The sequence below is a fragment of the Halomonas maura genome (genome assembly GCF_030409305.1).
In the GTDB taxonomy this organism is placed as follows: Bacteria; Pseudomonadota; Gammaproteobacteria; order Pseudomonadales; family Halomonadaceae; genus Halomonas; species Halomonas maura.
Window position 1 is genome coordinate 41,967 of sequence record NZ_JAUFPQ010000012.1, and the last position, 16,436, is coordinate 58,402.

Sequence of the window (16,436 nt, forward strand, 5' to 3'; positions counted from 1 at the left end):
CCCTAGGCCACCTGGACGGCGATGCGGTGGCAGGCGTTGTTGAGATAGCCCTTGGGATTCCAGCCCGGGACCACCATCGGCTGGGCGCGGCCCTGACTGTCGGTGGCCCTGGCCCAGACCTCGTAGTAGCCGGGTTCGGGGAACGCCACCGCACTGCTCCAGCGTTGCCACGCGAGCCGGTTGGGGGCCGCCTGGAGCTCGGCCTGCTGCCAGGTGGCGCCGAAATCGATGGAGACGTGCACGGTGTCCACCGCGAGATCTCCGGCCCAGGCGTGTCCCCGCACTGTCAGCGCCTCACCGAGGGCGTGCGTGACGCCCGTTTTCGGGAAGGTCACCAGCGACTTCACGGGCATGGACTGGATGGTCTCGAAGTCCTCCAGCGGCACCTCGGTGCCGGGGGCGACCGGGTGTTTGGGCACGCTGTAGGAGGGGGCCTCCATCTTGGTGCCGTCGTGTTTCCGGTTGCGGATCACGATGCGGTTCAGCCACTTGCCCGACACCGATCCCGGCCAGCCGGCGCACACCAGGCGCAAGGGGTGGCCGTTGAGGTAGGGGATATCCTCGCCGTTCATCGCCCAGGCGATCAGCGACTCGTCCTCCAGCGCCTTCGCCATGGGGACCCCTCGGGAGATGGGCTCCCGCTCGGGGTCGCCGCTGACATGGTCGTCGGCGCCGTAGTAGCCGATATAGACGGCGTCATCGCCGATGCCGCAGGCCTCCAGCACGTCGCGCAGCCGCGCCCCGGTGAAGCTGGGGCAGGCCACGGCCCCGGTGGTCCACTGGTTGCCGCTCGCCGAGGGCACGTACTCGCTGCGCCCGTTGCCGCCGCATTCCAGCTGCAGCTGGTAGGTATGGTGCTCGAATGTCTGCTTGAGCTCGGCGATGGAGAAGGTCTGCGGGTTCAGGCACGACTCCCCGGCGATCTCGAGTTGCCAGGCATCGACGTCGATGGCTTCCACCGCCGGCGGGAGGCCATTGTTGCGCACGAACATGACCCGGCCGGGCGTCACGTCGTCGTCGAGCAGGTGGGGCGGCGTCTCGGCGTTGATGGGACGGTCGTTGAGGACGGTGAGGCCTTCCTTGCCGGTCAGCCGGAAGGGTTCCTCGCTCTGGGCCAGGGCGGCGGGGATCAGTCCACCGGGCATGCGATCGGCGAAGGGAATCTGGGCGCCCACCGCTGCGGCCATCGCCAGCAGGCTGGAGCGCTTGAGGAAGCCGCGGCGGGTCACCGGGTCCACCTCGCGATCCCACAGCAGCTTGTCGGCGGCCTCGGGGTCCTCGGCGTAGAGCTCATGGAGGCCGCGGGTGCGTGGCGGTGTCTTGGTCATGGTGCAGACTCCTGGCGCGCCCGGCTGGGCGGCTGGCGTGTCTCCCGCCGGGGCATCGTGGTGATGGTATCGACCAGAATAAGCTTAGCAGCTGATCGGCGATCCGCGGGCGGGCCCGGCCGGCTCCCCTCTGGTAGGATGTCCGGCTCGACAAGGATGCCCGGAGACGCCTCGTGACCGATCTTCTGCCCCCGATCGCCGCACCGAATGCGGCCTGCGCCGAGCGGGTCCGTCGCCATCTCGATACCCTCACCAAGCCCCCCGGCAGCCTGGGTCGCCTGGAGGCGCTGGCGGTGACCCTGGCCGGCCTCACCGGCGAGGACTTCCCGCGCGTCACCCCGCTCGGGGTGGTGGTCTTCGCCGCCGACCACGGGGTGGCCGAGGAGGGCGTCTCGGCCTTCCCCCAGGCGGTGACGGCCCAGATGGTGGCCAACTTCGTCGCCGGTGGGGCGGCCATCAATGTCTTCTCGCGGCGCCTCGACGCCCGGCTGGAGGTAATCGACGTGGGGGTGGCCGGCGAGTTGCCGGCGAGCGGGGTCGTGCACGACAGGGTGCGCCCCGGTACCGCCAACCTGGCCCGGCAGGATGCAATGTCCCGCGACGAGGCCGGGGCGGCCATCGAGGTCGGCCGACGCGCCGCCGAGCGCGCCGTCGCGGCCGGCTGTCGCTGCCTGATCGTCGGCGAGATGGGCATCGCCAACACCACCGCCAGCAGCGCCATGCTGGCGGCCCTGACCGGGGCGCCGGTGGCCGAGCTGGTGGGCCCGGGTACCGGGGTGGCCGGGGACGCCCTGGCCCACAAGCGGGCGGTCATCGAGGCGGCCCTCGTCGCCCGGGCGCCGGACCCCGCCGATCCCCTGGACGTGCTCGCCCGGCTGGGCGGCCTGGAGATCGCCGCCATGGTGGGGGCCTACCTGGGCGCGGCATCGAAACGCATCCCGCTTCTGGTGGACGGCTTTATCGCCACCGTGGCCGCGCTCACCGCCTGCCGGCTCGCCCCGGCGTTGCGCCCCTACCTGATCTTCGGCCACCGCTCCGCTGAGCCCGGCCACGGCCGGGCCCTGGCGGCGCTCGATGCCGAGCCGCTGCTGGCGATGGACTTGCGCCTGGGCGAGGGCAGCGGCGCCGCCCTGGCCTTCCCGCTGCTCGAGGCGGCCACGGCCATGCTGGCGGAGATGGCGACCTTCGCCGACGCCGGCATCGACGACCGCGCGGCGCCCTGAACCCGATGGATGCCCCGCTACGCCCCCCCCTCCAGGCCCTGGATTTCGGCGAGGGCCTGAGCCTGGCCGCCGACGCGGCCTGCCTGCGCTTCCAGCATCCCGGGCCGCTGCGCACCCTCAGCAACGCCCTGATCGGCGAGGGGCTGGGCTGGTCTCGGGAGTTCTGCAACTTCCATGTCGACAAGGACTATGCCGGCCGGGCACCAGCGGAGGACCTGCACCGCTGGCTCGCCGCGCGCGGGGTCGCCGAGGGCGAGACCCTGGCGATGATGACCGCGGTGCCGTTGGCGCGACTGGCACTGGAGGCGGCCAGCGCCGGCGAGGCCCGGGTGCTGGCGGCGGTCACCGCCGGGGTGGGCAACGCGGTGGACATCACCGCGCCCGCGACCGGCGATCCGCGCCTGGTGGCGGGCACCATCAACGCCCTGGTGTTCATCGACGGCCACCTTACCGACGGCGCCCTGGTCAACGCCGCGCTTTCCGCCAGCGAGGCCAAGGTGCGTGCCCTGGCGGCCTGCGGGGTGCGCGATCCCGAGCACGGCACCCCGGCCACCGGCACCTCCACCGACTGCCTGGCCATCGCCGCCACCCAGCGCGGCGCGCCGACTCCCTATGCGGGCTCGGGCACCCTGCTGGGGCGGGCCATCGGGGGGGCCGTGTTCCGGGCCATCCGGGCCTCCCTGGCCACGGGGGAGGTCGTGTCATGACGCTGGCCCCACTGACCTGGGAGCTGTTGGCGCTGATCGGCGTGGCGCTCGCCATCGACCTGCTGTTGGGTGACCCGCCCTGGCTGCCGCACCCGGTGGTGGGCATCGGTCGGGTGATCGCCCGGCTGGAGCGGGCCTGGAACCACGGGCCCGCCGCCGCCCGCCGGCGCCGCGGCCGCTGGCTGGCGGTCCTGGTGGTCGGCGGCACCTGGGCGCTGGCCTGGGGCCTGCTGACGGCGCTGGCCCTGGTGTCGCCCGGGCTGGCGCTGATCGCCGAGCTCGGGCTGCTGGCCACGGCCTTCGCCACCCGGGGACTCGCCGAGGCGGCCCGCGCGGTGGCCGAACCGCTGCGGCATGGCGACCTGACGGCCGCCCGTCGCGCCCTGGGGCGAATCGTCGGCCGCGACACCGCCGACCTCGACGAGGCCGGGCTGGCCCGGGGGGCGGTGGAGACCGTCGCCGAGAACACCGTGGACGGCATCACCGCGCCGCTGTTCTGGGCGCTGCTCGGCGGCGCGCCCCTGGCGCTGGCCTACAAGGCGGTCAACACCCTGGATTCCATGGTCGGCTATCGCAGCCCGCGCTACGAGGACTTCGGCCGCGCCTCGGCGCGCCTCGACGATGCCGTCAACTGGCTGCCGGCGCGTCTCACCGCCCTCGCCATGTGGCTCGCGGCGCGCGGCTTCGTCGGCGGCCGGACCGCCGGGGCCCTGGCCGCGACCCGGCGCGAGGCGCCGCGCCACCCGAGCCCCAACGCCGGCTGGCCGGAGGCGATGGTGGCGCACCTGCTGGGTGTGCGGCTCGGCGGCCTCAATCACTACGACGGGCGCCCCTCGCACCGCGCCACGCTCGGCCGCGCGCTGGAGCCGCTGGCCGTCGGCCATATCGAGCGCGCCATCCGTCACATGCACGGCGGCTGGCTGGGCGTGCTGCTGTTGCTGGCGCCTCTGGTATTGCTTCGGGAGTGGCTGACATGAGCCCCGACTGGCCCGCCCATGGCGGCCGTATCGCGCCCCTGCTGGCGCGCTACGGCCTGCCCGCCGATCACCCGGTGATCGACTTCAGCGCCAACCTCAACCCGCTGGGCCCGCCAGCCTGGCTGGCGGAGTGGCTGGCCGGCGCCGGCGACGCGCTGGCCCGCTATCCGGACCCGGACGACGATCGGGCCCGCCGGGCGATCGCCACCCACGACGGCGTGGCACCGGAGCGAGTGCTGGTGACCAATGGCGGCATCGAGGCGATCTACCTCACCGCGGCACTGCATGCCGGCGGCCGCGCCCTGGTGATCGAACCCACCTTCAGCGAGTACGCCCTGGCCTGTCGCCAGCACGGCCTGACGGTCTCCCGGCTGGCCCTGGAGGGCCCGGCCTTCCGCCTCGATCTCGACGCCGCCGAGGCGGCCCTGGCCGGCGTCGACGTCGCCTTCCTGTGCCGGCCCAACAACCCCACCGGCACCCTGGTGCCACGCGCCGACGTCGAGCGGCTGCTGGCCCGGGCGGGCGAGACCGGCACCACCCTGGTGGTGGACGAGGCCTTCGTCGACTTCACCGACGGCGACGAGCGCCTCACCCCGCTGCTGGCGGGGGCGCCGAACCTGCTGCTGCTGCGCTCGTTGACCAAGCTCTTCGACCTGCCGGGCCTGCGGATCGGCTACCTGCTCGGGGCCCCCGCGCTGGTGCGAGGTGCCCGGGCCCGGCAGATGCCCTGGAGCGTCAATGCCCTGGCGCTGGGGCTGGTGGCCCGGCTGCTGGCCGACGCCGACTACCTGGCGCGCACCCGGGACTGGCTGGTCGGCCAGCGCCCGGCCATGCCCGAGGCGGTTCGCGAGCTGGGCTACGGCGTGCCGGCCACCCAGGCCAACTACTTCCTGCTGGGCGGCGGATGGCAGGCGCAGGAGGCGGAGGCGCTGTTCGCCTTCCTGCTGCGCCGCGGCCTGCTGGCCCGGCATACCCACGGGTTCCCCGGCCTCGACGGCCGCTGGCTGCGCCTGGCCCTGCGCGACGGCCCGGACAACGCGCGCCTGCTGGCGGCCCTGGCCGAGTGGCGGCGCCGATGATCGCCTTCGTCTCCGGCGGGGCGCGCTCGGGCAAGAGCGCGGTGGCCGAGGCCCTGGCCCGGGCGTGGCGAGCGCCGGGTCCCGGCGGCCTCGTCTACCTGGCCACGGCCCGGGTCGCCGACGACGAGATGGCAGCAAGGGTCGCCCGCCACCGACGCGAGCGTGGCGAGGGCTGGATGACCCTCGAGGCGCCCCTGGACCTGGCCGGCGCCCTGGTCGGCGTCGAGGCGGGCAGCTGCGTGCTGCTCGACTGCCTGACCCTGTGGGCCAGCCAGGTGCTCTTCGAGGCCGGCCTGGCGGAGGCACAGGGGGCGGCGAGGCTGCAGCGGCTGGTCGAGACGGCCCGGCGCCGCGACATCAGCCTGGTGGTGGTCTCCAACGACCTCAACGAGGACCTGCCCCCCCGGGATCCCCTGGTCTGGCGCTACCTGGCCTTCCTGCAGGGCCTGCATCGCCAGCTGGCCCGACAGGCGGATCGGGTGATCGAGGTGGTGGCCGGCCAGCCCATCGACTGGAAGGGAGAGAGCCCATGAAGGACGTCGCCTTCGGCGCGCTGCTGGCGATCCAGTTCCTGACCCGGTTGCCGGTGCCGGTGGCCTGTCCCTGGACCCCGGCGACCCGGCGCTGGGCGGCGCGGGCCTACCCGCTGGTGGGCGCGCTGCTCGGGGCCCTGGTGGCCGGCGTCGGCACGCTGCTGCATCCGCTGCTGCCCACGCCGCTGCTGGCCCTGCTGCTGCTCAGCCTGTGGGTGGCGCTCTCCGGCGGCCTGCACCTGGATGGCCTGATGGACCTGGCCGATGCGCTGGGCAGCAATGCCCCGCTGGAGCGCCGCTGGGCGATCATGAAGGATGCCCAGGTGGGCAGCTTCGCCGTGCTGGCGCTGGTCTTCCACCTGGCCTGGAAGGCCGCCCTGCTGTGGGCCCTGCTCGAGGCCGGCGCGAGCCCCTGGTGGCTGGTGCCGGTCGCCAGCCTGGCGCGGCTCGGTGGCCTCGGCCTGCTGGTGGGGGTGCCGGCGGCCCGGGGGGAGGGCCTGGCCAACGCCTGGCAGCAGAGCCTCGGCGCCCGGGATCTCGCCCTGGCGGCGCTGGTGCCGCTGACCGGGCTCGCCTGGGTGCCCGGCGCGGCCTGGCTGGTGGCCGGGCTGGGGGCCTTCATCATCATCTACGGCCTGGCGGTACGCCGGGCCTTCGGCGGCATCAACGGCGATATCGTCGGGGCCGCCATCGAGGGAGGAGAACTATGCTTGCTGCTGATCGCCTGGGGCGGGTGCGCATTCGCCCTGGCCTGACAGCCGGGCCGTGTCGGGGCGAGGATCGCTCATGAGCGAGATGGCCCGACTCGAGCTGGTCGTGGTGCGCCATGGCCTCACCGCCTGGAACCGCGAGCGCCGCTACCAGGGCCAGCGCGACATCCCGATGCTGCTGCCCGACGCGCTGGCGGACATGGATCGGCTGCGCGACGCCCTGGCGGATATTGCCTTCGACGCCGTCCACTGCAGCGACCTCACCCGCTGTCGCCAGACGCTGGCCCATCTTCTGGAAGGAAAAGGGCGGGAGGAGCGCGGGGTGACGCCGCGCTTCGATGCCCGGCTGCGCGAGCTGGACTTCGGCGACTACGAGGGCCGTACCTGGGCGGCGCTGAAGGACGACCCGGACTATCGGGCCTGGGTAGACAGCCATGGCAGGCGGGCCACACCGGGCGGCGAGTCGGCCGAGGATCTGTGGGCCCGGCTCTCGGCCTGGCTGCAGGGCGTGCTGGCCGAGGCCAGCGAGTCTGGCCACCGCCGTGTGCTGGCGGTGAGCCATGGGGGCGCGATCCGCGAGATGCGCCGGCGCCTGGAGGCGGTGGATTTCTGGGACGGGGTGGTCGGCCAGGCACAGGGCCGCCGTTTCGTCTTCATTCGTCAGGGGGGCGACTGGCAATGCAGCTGTTCATCGGCGGTGCCTGCGCCGGCAAGCGCGACACCGTAGCGGCGCGTTTCCCGGATGCCGTCTGGTATCGGGTGGACGAGGCCGGGCCGGAAGGCTGGCGGGATCACCTGAGCCCGGCGGTGTCCCTGGTCCTCACCGGCTGGGTCGACTGGCTTGCCCGAGCCCTGGCCGAGGCGCCCGACGACGATCGGCTGCGCGGGAGACTGGCCGACGAGCTGGCGGCGATCGGCGAGGTCGAGCGCCAGACGGGCGGCGAGGTCGTGCTGATCGTGCCGGAGATGGGCCGCGGGATCGTGCCGATGGCGGCGGAGGATCGCCGCCTGCGCGACCTGGCCGGCTGGCTGGCCCAGGACGCCGCGGCCCATGCCGAGGCGGTCTGGTACGTGCGCCACGGGCTGGTGCGTTGCCTGCGCCAGGTCAAGCCCGCGGGGCATGCGCGTTGACGCCCCCACAGCCGGTTGCTAGCTTACGGCCACTCTCAGGTGACCCAGGCCCCGACAAGAAGGGCCGGGATGAAACGGGAAGTCGGTGACGCGCTCAGCCAGTCCGACGCTGCCCCCGCAACGGTGATCGAGTCAAGGACCGCCATTCGCCACTGTGCCCGGCACGGGAAGGCGGCGGTCCCGAGGCGCCAGCGCCTCCCTCGTCAGCCCGGAGACCGGCCTGTGAGCGCATGCCTGGACAGCGGAGGGCGAACCGAGGGCAGGGCGACTCGCCGTGAACCTGGCGCCGATGATCCCGCCCCGCAGCCCCTCCCGCCCGGCCTTCGAGGGTTCATGCCGCACGGGTGCGTGCGGCCCTGGGAAACACGATCATGACCACACCGCTCTTCCGCCGTCGGGGCCTGGCCGCCCTGTGCCTGGTCGCGGCGCCGCTGGCCGGCGCCGCCGAGACCGACGACAGTGTCACCGAGACCGCGCTGCGCCTCGACCCGCTGGTGGTCTCGGCGACCCTCGCCCCCCGGACCACCAGCGAGTCGCTGGCCTCGGTCACCGTCCTCGACGAGGCGGCGCTGCGCCGCCAGGATCCCACGGCCATCACCGACATCCTGCGCGCCCAGCCCGGCGTGGATGTCACCACCAACGGCAGCTTCGGCAAGACCAGCAGCATCTTCCTGCGCGGCACCGGCAGCGAGTCGACGCTGCTGATGATCGACGGCATCCGGCTGCGCTCCGCCACCGCCGGCGGCCCGGCCTGGCAGTTCCTGGAGCCGCGGATGTTCGAGCGCGTCGAGGTGGTACGGGGGCCGCGGGGCAGCCTCTACGGCGCCGACGCCGTGGGCGGGGTGGTGCAGTTGTTCACTCCCGAGGGACAGGGCGGGCCCTCGCCGAGCATCACCCTGGGCGGCGGCAGCTTCGATAGCCGCCGGGCCAGCGCCTCGCTGTCGGGCAGCGAGGGGGGCACCCGCTACGCCTTCTCGGCCAGCCATTTCGCCACCGAGGGCACCGAGGTCGTCGAGGGAGAGGGCGACAAGGGCTATGACAACACCACCGGCTTCGCGCGGCTCTCGCACACCTTCGCGGACGGTGCCGAGGTCGGCGTGCTCGCGCTGCGCGCCCGGGGCAACACCGAGTTCGTCGGCGGCGACAGCGATTTCGTCCAGCAGGTGGCCGGCCTCTACGGCGAGCTGCCGGTGACCGACGCCTGGACCAGCCGCCTGACCCTCAGTGAGGCCCGCGACGAGAGCGACAACACCGATGCCTTCGGCGATTCCGTGATCGATACGCGCACCCACACCGCGCGCTGGGAGAACACCCTCGCGCTCGGCCCCCACGAGCTGGTCGCCGGTGCCGAATACAGCGAGGACGAGGTCACCGGCACCACCGCCTTCACCGAGACGAAGCGTGACAACGTCGCCGCCTTCGCCCAGGCGCTGATGGACTTCTCGCCATTCTCCGTCCAGGCCGGCCTGCGCCACGACGACAACGAGGCCTTCGGCGAGGAAGTCACCGGCAGCCTGGCGCTGGGCTACGACCTCGACGACCATCACACCCTGCGGGCCAGCTACGGCACGGCCTTCCGGGCGCCCACCTTCAACGAGCTCTACTGGCCCGGCTTCGGCAACCCGGATCTCGATCCGGAGCGTTCCGAGACCGTCGAGCTGGGCCTGCGCGGCCAGTTCGGCAAGGGCTTCTGGGACCTGGCGGTCTACCGCACCGAGGTCGACGACCTGATCGCCAATACCCTGGTCGATGGCCGCTTCGCCCCCTTCAACGTCGACCAGGCCCGCATCCGCGGGGTGGAGCTCGCCACCGGTGCCGAGGTGCTGGACTGGACCCTGCGCGCGGCGCTGAGCTATGTCGACCCGGAGGACCGCGAGACCGGCAACCGCCTGGTGCGCCGGGCCTCGCGCAGCCTGCGGCTGGATGCCGACCGCACGCTGGGCGACTGGACCCTCGGCGGTTCCCTGATCGCCCAGGGCCAGCGCTACAACGACGCCGCCAACGACGAGCGGCTGCCCGGCTTCGGCATCGTCAACCTGCGGGCCGGCTGGCAGTTCGCGCCGCTGTGGTCGACGCGGCTGACGCTGGAGAACGTCCTCGACCGGGACGTGGTCACGGCCCGCGACTTCAGCGGCCGCGACTACCTGAATGCCGGTCGCGCCGCCTTCCTCAGCGTGCGCTTCGGCGAGTGATGATCAGGCGCCGTCGCGGTCTCTGGATGGCGACCCTGGCCCTGTGGCTCGGGGTCGGCCTGCCTGGCGCGGCCCGGGCCGAGGTCTGCGTCAGCGACGACGCCGGCCGCGAGGTCTGCCTGGACGCCCCGGCCCGGCGCATCGTCGCGCTCTCGCCCGGTGTCACCGAGCTGCTGTTCGCCGCCGGCGCCGGCGAGCGCCTGGTCGGGGCGGTCAGCTTCAGCGACTATCCGCCCGCGGCCCGGGCGCTGCCCCGGGTCGGCAGCTACGACCGCCTCGACCTCGAGGCCCTGCTGGCCCTGACGCCCGACCTGGTGGTGGCCTGGGCCGGCGGCAATCCCCGCGAGCAGGTCGACCGCCTGGCGGCGCTCGGCCTGCCGGTCTTCTTCTCCGACGCCGGCGACTTCGCCGCCATCGCCTCGAGCCTGGAGCGCCTCGGCGTCCTGGCCGGCAGCGAGGCGGCGGGGCGGGCCGCGGCGACGCGGCTGCGCGGCGAGGTGGCCGAGTTGCGCGCACGCTATGCCGATGCCGCTGCGGTACCGGTCTTCTACCAGGTCTGGGAGCAGCCGCTGATGACCGTCAACGGCGAGCACTGGATCAGCCGGGCTTTGGCGCTGTGCGGCGGCGACAACCCGTTCGCCGGGGAGGCGCCGCTGGTACCACGCATCGGCGTCGAGGCGGTGCTGGCCCGGGACCCCGAGGTCATCGTCACCGGCGGCATGGGCAAGGCCGATTCCAGCTGGCTCGAGGCCTGGCGCGCCTTTCCCGAGCTGACCGCGGTGCGCCGCGACAACCTCTTCGTCGTCGACCCGGACCTGGTCCAGCGCGCCACGCCGCGGCTGGTGCAGGGCACCCGGGCGCTCTGCGCCCATCTGGAGACGGCCCGTGAACGGCGCTAGGGTACTGCGCTCGTCGCCGCGACTGCGGGGGCCGCTAGTGTGGCTGGCCCTGGCCGCGCTGCTGTCGCAGCTCCTCGCCCTGGCCCTCGGCAGCGTCGCCCTGAGCCCCGGCGAGCTGGTCGCGGTGCTGGCCGGCGACGGCGAGGCCCTGCACCGCACCCTGCTGCTGGAGCTGCGCCTGCCCCGGGCGCTGGCGGCCTTCGGCACCGGTGCGCTGCTGGCGATGGCCGGGGCGCTGATGCAGATCCTGTTGCGCAATCCGCTGGCCGACCCCTATGTGCTGGGGCTCTCCGGGGGCGCCTCGGTGGCGGCGCTGGCCGCCATGCTCGCCGGCTGGGGGATGGCGCTGGTCTCCGGGGCGGCCTTCGCCGGGGCGCTCGCCTCGACGCTGATCGTCTTCGGCCTGGCCCATGGCGGCGGCAGCTGGACGCCCACCCGGCTGCTGCTCACCGGGGTGGTGATGGCCGCGGGGTGGGGCGCGCTGATCACCTTCCTGCTGGCGGTGAGCCCGGTGGAACGGCTGCCCGGCATGCTCTACTGGCTGATGGGCGATCTGGCCTACGCGGGCAGCCCCTGGCCGGTGCTGTCGGTGGCCGCGCTCGGCCTGGCCGTCGTGCTGCCGCTGGGGCGCACGCTCAACGTGCTGGCCCGGGGCGGGCTGCAGGCCGCCGCCCTGGGCGTGGCGGTGCGGCCGCTGGAGTGGACCCTCTACCTGCTGGCCAGCCTGGTCACCGCGGTGGCGGTGACCACCGCCGGCAGCGTCGGCTTCGTCGGCCTGATGGTGCCGCACATGCTGCGCCTGCGGCTCGGCAACGACCAGCGGCGGATCCTGCCGGCGAGCCTCCTGGCCGGCGGCACCCTGCTGACCCTGGCCGATACCCTGGCGCGTACCCTGATCGCGCCGCAGCAGCTGCCGGTGGGCGTGATCACGGCGCTGCTCGGGGTGCCGACCTTCCTCTATCTGCTGCAGCGGAGCCAGCGATGAGCGGCCTGGCAGCGCGGGGCCTGATCGCCAAGGGGCTGGTCATCGACGTGCCGGGGCGCCCGGATGGCCGGCCGCTCGATCTCGCCGTCGCCCCCGGCCAGCGCTGGGGGGTGCTGGGGCCCAACGGCGCGGGCAAGACCACCCTGCTGCATACCCTGGCCGGGCTGCGTCCGCCGCGGGCCGGGGAGGTGAGCCTCGACGGGCGAGCGCTGGCCCGCTGGCGGCGCCGCGCGCTGGCTCGACGGCTGGGGGTGGTCTTCCAGGAGCGCCACGACGACTTCCCGGCCACGGTACGCGAGACCGCGCTGATCGGCCGCCATCCCTTCCTCTCGCCCTGGCGGCAGGAGGGTCCCGAGGACCTCGCCCGCGCGGACGACGCCCTGGCCCGGTTGGAGCTCTCCCATCTCGCCGAGCGGGAGCTCGCGACCCTCTCCGGCGGCGAGCGCCAGCGGGTCAGCCTGGCCACGGTGCTGACCCAGGCGCCGGATATCTGGCTCGCCGATGAGCCCACCAACCACCTCGATCTCCACCATCAGGTGGCGGCCATGGCCCTGCTCGCCGGGCAGGCCGAGCGGGGCCGGGGCGTGATCATGTGCCTGCATGACCTCAATCTGGCGGCCCGCTGGTGCAGCCACCTGCTGCTGCTCTATCCCGACGGCCAGGCCTGCTGGGGGCCGGCCGAGGCGATGCTGACGCCCGCCGCCCTGGAGCGCCTCTATGACCAGCGGCTGGTCACCGCCTGGCTGGATGGCGCCCCCGTCTTCGTACCCGCGAGGTGACAGGCAAGGCGCTCCGAGGGGACGGGAGCCGGCCCCGGGGGAGAGGAGAGCGCCTGCCACCGACCGTTAGCCGTCGGGAAAACCGTCTAAGCTCCACACAATAATCGGCGACGGGGAACGCGATGGAGGTTACCAGCCTGATCAGTACCGATACGGTCTGCCTGCGCCTGCAGGGACACACCAAGTCCGAGATTCTCGACGAGCTGATCGAGGTGCTGACCAAGGCGGGCAAGCTGTTCGATCCGCAAGCGTTCAGGGAGGCGATCCTCGAGCGTGAGGAACAGTTTCCGACCGGACTCGAGAACGGCATCGCCATCCCCCATGCGCGCACCGACGCGGTCCGCTCGCCGGCGATCGCGTTGGGCATCGCGGCGGATGGAATCGAGTTCGGCTCGCTCGACGATCGGCCCAGCCGGATCTTCTTCCTGATTGCCGAAACCGAGGCGGTGGCCGAGGAACATCTGGATATCCTCGCCACGCTGACTCGGCATATGCAGGATTCGCACTTTATTCAGGGCCTGCTGCAGGCGGGCAGCGCCAACGAGGTGCTCGGCCTGATGGCCAGTGACACCCAGGATGCCAACGCCGTCGAGGCATCCGCCGATGCCGCCGGTCCGGCGCTGCCTCGGGTGGCGGCGGTGACCGGTTGCCCGACCGGCATCGCGCACACCTATATGGCAGCCGATGCGCTGAAAGTCTGCGCCGAACGGATGGAGCTGCCGATCCGGGTCGAGACCCGCGGCGCCATCGGCGAGCGGGACAGGTTGACCGAGCAGGAGATCGCCGCCGCCGACGCGATCGTCATCGCCTCCGATACGCGGGTCGATATGGATCGCTTCGCCGGCAAGAAGCTGATCAGGGTGCCGGTACGGGACGCGATCCGCGACCCGAAGGGACTGCTGGAACGGGCCCTGAGCGGGGAGGCGACGGCCTACGCCGGCGAGGGGAACGATGCCGGGCCGCGGCCGGCCGCGACCCGGCCCGGCATCTATCAGCACCTGATGAACGGCGTCTCGAACATGCTGCCGTTCGTCGTCGGCGGCGGCATACTGATCGCGCTCTCCTTCATGTTCGGCGTCGAGGCGTTCGACCCGGACAGCCCCAACTACCACCCACTGGCGGCCGCGCTGATGACCCTGGGCGGCAACGAAGGCGCCTTCGGCCTGATGATACCGGTGCTGGCCGCCTTCATCGGCATGAGCATCGCCGACCGGCCCGGCTTCATGCCGGCGATGGTCGGCGGCTTCATGGCGGTGCATTCCGGCGGCGGCTTTCTCGGCGGCATGATCGCCGGCCTGCTGGGGGGCTATCTGATGCTGGCCGTCGGCCATCTCTGCCGCCATCTGCCACGCAGCCTGCAGGGGGTGGAGACGGTGCTGATCTACCCGGTGATCGGCCTGCTGCTGACCGGCGGTCTGATGTACCTCCTGCTCATGCCACTGGCCGATATCAACAGCGCGCTGGTGAACTGGCTGGGGGCGCTCGGCATCGGCAACCTGATCCTGCTGGGCACCTTGCTGGGCGGACTGATGGCGGTGGACCTCGGCGGGCCGGTCAACAAGGCGGCCTACACCTTCGGCATCGCCGCCATCGCGGCGGGCAACCATCTACCCCAGGCGGCGGTCATGGCCGGCGGCATGGTGCCGCCGCTGGCGATGGGGCTGGCGACGCTGCTGTTTCGCAGTCGCTTCGGCGCCAACGAGCGGCGCGCCGGCAAGAGTTGCTTCGTGCTCGGCGCCTCCTTCATCACCGAAGGCGCCATCCCGTTCGCCGCCGCCGACCCGCTCCGGGTGCTGCCCGCCTGCATCGTCGGCGCGGCGCTGGCGGGCGGTCTGTCGATGTATTTCGGCTGCCAACTGCCGGCCCCCCATGGCGGCGTCTTCGTCATCCCGCTGGTCGAGCACCCGTTTCACTACCTGTTGGCGATCGCCCTCGGCTCGCTGGCCAGCGCCCTGCTGGTCGGCAGCCTGAAACCGGCCCTCCCCGTCGACGTCCGCCTGGACCCGCCTTGTTCATCGGGGCCGTGAGATGGGCGTGTCCCTGGGTTTACAGGGCGTGGCGAAAACGCAGGACGGGGCGGCCCTGCTCGGGGTCGTCGAGGAGGTCGGCGTGCACGCCGAAGGTGCGCCGCAGCCGCTCTAGGGTCAGTACCTGCCGGGGCGGGCCGATGTCGACCAGGCGTCCGCCCTCCATCACGCCGATGCGGTCGCAGTCCATGGCCTGGTCGAGGTCGTGCAGGGCGATGACCACCGTCACCGGCAGCCGCCTGACCAGCCGCAGGATCGACAGCTGGTGACGAATGTCCAAGTGGTTGGTGGGCTCGTCGAGCAGCAGGGCGCTCGGCTGCTGGGCCAGGGCGCGGGCGATATGCACGCGCTGGCGCTCGCCGCCGGAGAGCGTGTGCCAGAGGCGGTCCGCCAGAGGCAGCATGTCGACGTCCGCCAGGGCCCGGGTGACGATGGCGTCGTCGCGCTCGGACCACGGGCGCAGCGGGGAGAGGAAGGGGGTCCGCCCCAGGGCCACCGCCTGGCGTGCCTCGAGGCGGTCGAGGGTGTCCGCCTGCTGCTCGACGAAGGCGATGGCGCGGGCGATCTCGTGTCGGCGCATGTCACGCATCGGCCGTCCGTCCGCCAGCACGCGCCCGACCTTCGGCCGGCGCAGCCCGGCCAGCACGCGCAGCAGGGTGGTCTTGCCCGAGCCGTTGGGGCCGACCAGGCCGAGGGTCTCGCCGGATTCCACCGTCAGGCTGACGTCGTCCAGCAGCCGCTGGCCGTGGACCCGCCAGCCGAGGTGTTCGGCGCTCAGTCTCATCATGACCTCGCGCCGCGGATCAGGATCAGGGCGAAGGCCGGCGCCCCGATCAGCGCCGTGACCACCCCGATCGGCAGCACCTGGCCGGGCACCAGGATGCGCGAGAGCACGTCCGCGCCGATCAGGAAGACGGCGCCGGCCAGCGCCGATGCCGGCACCAGACGGGTGTGGCGGCTGCCGACGAGAAAGCGCATGGCATGGGGGATCACCAGCCCGACGAAGCCGATGGCGCCGACCATGGAGACCATGGCGGCGGTCACCAGCGCCATGGCGGCGATCAGCACACCCCGCACCCGGCGCACGGGAATGCCCAGCGAGGCGGCGCTGTCGGCGCCGAAGGTGAAGGCATCCAGGGCGCGTCGATACCACAGGCAGATCGCCAGGCCGGCCAGGGCGGCGGGCAGCCCCAGGGCGACATCGTCCCAGCGCACCCCGGACAGGTTGCCCATCAGCCAGAACATGATGCCGCGGGCCTGCTCGGCGCTCGCCGACTTGGCGATGATCAGCGCGGTGACGGCGTTGAACAGCTGTGAGCCGGCGATACCGGCGAGGATGATGGCCCCCGCGGCCTGGGTCGCGCGGCCGCCCCCGGTGCCGCTGCCGGCGGCGTGGGCGAGCAGCACCACCAGGCCGAAGGCCAGGCCCGCCCCGGCGAAGGCGCCGAGCGATAGCGTCAGGGTGCCGGCGCCGAGCCCGAGGATGGCGACCGACACGGCACCGGTCGAGGCGCCGGCGGAGATCCCCATCAGGAAGGGATCGGCCAGCGGATTGCGCAGCAGCGCCTGGAGCACGACCCCGGCCAGCGCCAGCCCGGCGCCGCAGCAGGCCGCGAGCAGGGCTCGGCTCAGGCGGTAGCTCCAGATGATGCCGGCATCGATCCGATCCACCGGGAACTCCGCTCCCCACAGCCGGTTGGCCAGCACCTCGAGGATGGAATCCAGTGGGATCGAGGTCTCGCCGATCGCGGTGCCCGCCATCACCGCGAGCAGCAGCAGCAGCGGCGTCAGCCAGCACCAGTGCCACGCCGAGGGCGCTGACCTAGCCGAACGTGTCGGGGCGGCGGCTGCCGTGGCCGACGTCAT

16 protein-coding genes and 1 riboswitch are annotated in these 16,436 nt (G+C 72.9%); of the genes, 13 read left to right on the forward strand and 3 right to left on the reverse strand.

Annotated features, from left to right (window positions below):
• Positions 1 to 2 precede the first annotated feature (2 nt).
• Positions 3 to 1,328 carry a sulfite oxidase gene (locus QWY76_RS05665; protein WP_290310139.1) on the reverse strand — a complete coding sequence of 442 codons (1,326 nt, stop codon included), beginning with the start codon at positions 1,326 to 1,328 and terminating at the stop codon, positions 3 to 5.
• Between the two features lie 173 nt (positions 1,329 to 1,501).
• Here QWY76_RS05665 and cobT point away from each other — a divergent pair, with 173 nt between their 5' ends.
• From cobT to QWY76_RS05730, 13 genes are all read left to right on the forward strand, one after another.
• On the forward strand, positions 1,502 to 2,551 hold the full coding sequence (gene cobT / locus QWY76_RS05670) for a nicotinate-nucleotide--dimethylbenzimidazole phosphoribosyltransferase (RefSeq protein ID WP_290310140.1): 1,050 nt from the start codon (positions 1,502 to 1,504) through the stop codon (positions 2,549 to 2,551).
• 5 nt (positions 2,552 to 2,556) lie between these two features.
• Complete coding sequence (locus QWY76_RS05675; RefSeq protein ID WP_290310141.1) at positions 2,557 to 3,258, forward strand: adenosylcobinamide amidohydrolase; 702 nt, start codon at positions 2,557 to 2,559, stop codon at positions 3,256 to 3,258.
• Positions 3,255 to 4,235 carry an adenosylcobinamide-phosphate synthase CbiB gene (gene cbiB, locus QWY76_RS05680; RefSeq protein WP_290310142.1) on the forward strand — a complete coding sequence of 327 codons (981 nt, stop codon included), beginning with the start codon at positions 3,255 to 3,257 and terminating at the stop codon, positions 4,233 to 4,235. The genes QWY76_RS05675 and cbiB overlap by 4 nt, the downstream gene beginning before the upstream one ends.
• Positions 4,232 to 5,314, forward strand: a complete 1,083-nt coding sequence (cobD, locus tag QWY76_RS05685; RefSeq protein WP_290310143.1) for a threonine-phosphate decarboxylase CobD — start codon at positions 4,232 to 4,234, stop codon at positions 5,312 to 5,314. The genes cbiB and cobD overlap by 4 nt, the downstream gene beginning before the upstream one ends.
• Positions 5,311 to 5,847: a bifunctional adenosylcobinamide kinase/adenosylcobinamide-phosphate guanylyltransferase gene (locus QWY76_RS05690; RefSeq protein WP_290310144.1), complete on the forward strand. Its 537-nt coding sequence runs from the start codon at positions 5,311 to 5,313 to the stop codon at positions 5,845 to 5,847. Before cobD ends, QWY76_RS05690 begins: the two co-directional genes overlap by 4 nt.
• Positions 5,844 to 6,602, forward strand: coding sequence for an adenosylcobinamide-GDP ribazoletransferase (gene cobS / locus QWY76_RS05695; protein ID WP_290310145.1), 759 nt, complete (start codon positions 5,844 to 5,846; stop codon positions 6,600 to 6,602). The genes QWY76_RS05690 and cobS overlap by 4 nt, the downstream gene beginning before the upstream one ends.
• 31 nt (positions 6,603 to 6,633) lie before the next feature.
• Positions 6,634 to 7,284: a histidine phosphatase family protein gene (locus tag QWY76_RS05700; RefSeq protein ID WP_290310146.1), complete on the forward strand. Its 651-nt coding sequence runs from the start codon at positions 6,634 to 6,636 to the stop codon at positions 7,282 to 7,284.
• Entirely contained in the window at positions 7,236 to 7,688 is a 453-nt protein-coding gene (locus QWY76_RS05705; protein ID WP_290310147.1) for a bifunctional adenosylcobinamide kinase/adenosylcobinamide-phosphate guanylyltransferase, read from the forward strand. Before QWY76_RS05700 ends, QWY76_RS05705 begins: the two co-directional genes overlap by 49 nt.
• Before the next feature lie 20 nt (positions 7,689 to 7,708).
• Positions 7,709 to 7,926, forward strand: a riboswitch (cobalamin riboswitch).
• A gap of 133 nt (positions 7,927 to 8,059) precedes the next feature.
• Positions 8,060 to 9,880: a TonB-dependent receptor domain-containing protein gene (locus tag QWY76_RS05710; RefSeq protein ID WP_290310148.1), complete on the forward strand. Its 1,821-nt coding sequence runs from the start codon at positions 8,060 to 8,062 to the stop codon at positions 9,878 to 9,880.
• The gene (locus QWY76_RS05715; protein WP_290310149.1) at positions 9,880 to 10,779 is read left to right on the forward strand and encodes a cobalamin-binding protein; all 900 of its coding nucleotides are present in this window, start codon (positions 9,880 to 9,882) and stop codon (positions 10,777 to 10,779) included. Before QWY76_RS05710 ends, QWY76_RS05715 begins: the two co-directional genes overlap by 1 nt.
• On the forward strand, positions 10,766 to 11,764 hold the full coding sequence (locus QWY76_RS05720; RefSeq protein ID WP_290310150.1) for a FecCD family ABC transporter permease: 999 nt from the start codon (positions 10,766 to 10,768) through the stop codon (positions 11,762 to 11,764). The genes QWY76_RS05715 and QWY76_RS05720 overlap by 14 nt, the downstream gene beginning before the upstream one ends.
• Positions 11,761 to 12,543, forward strand: coding sequence for an ABC transporter ATP-binding protein (locus tag QWY76_RS05725; RefSeq protein ID WP_290310151.1), 783 nt, complete (start codon positions 11,761 to 11,763; stop codon positions 12,541 to 12,543). Before QWY76_RS05720 ends, QWY76_RS05725 begins: the two co-directional genes overlap by 4 nt.
• Before the next feature lie 122 nt (positions 12,544 to 12,665).
• Positions 12,666 to 14,570, forward strand: coding sequence for a PTS fructose transporter subunit IIABC (locus QWY76_RS05730; protein WP_290310152.1), 1,905 nt, complete (start codon positions 12,666 to 12,668; stop codon positions 14,568 to 14,570).
• Positions 14,571 to 14,589: 19 nt separating this feature from the next.
• Here the strand turns inward: QWY76_RS05730 and QWY76_RS05735 are convergent, their stop codons facing one another.
• Positions 14,590 to 15,354 (reverse strand): ABC transporter ATP-binding protein, encoded by a 765-nt coding sequence (locus QWY76_RS05735; protein WP_290310153.1) that lies wholly within the window; start codon positions 15,352 to 15,354, stop codon positions 14,590 to 14,592.
• Positions 15,354 to 16,436, reverse strand: coding sequence for a FecCD family ABC transporter permease (locus tag QWY76_RS05740; RefSeq protein ID WP_290310154.1), 1,083 nt, complete (start codon positions 16,434 to 16,436; stop codon positions 15,354 to 15,356). Before QWY76_RS05740 ends, QWY76_RS05735 begins: the two co-directional genes overlap by 1 nt.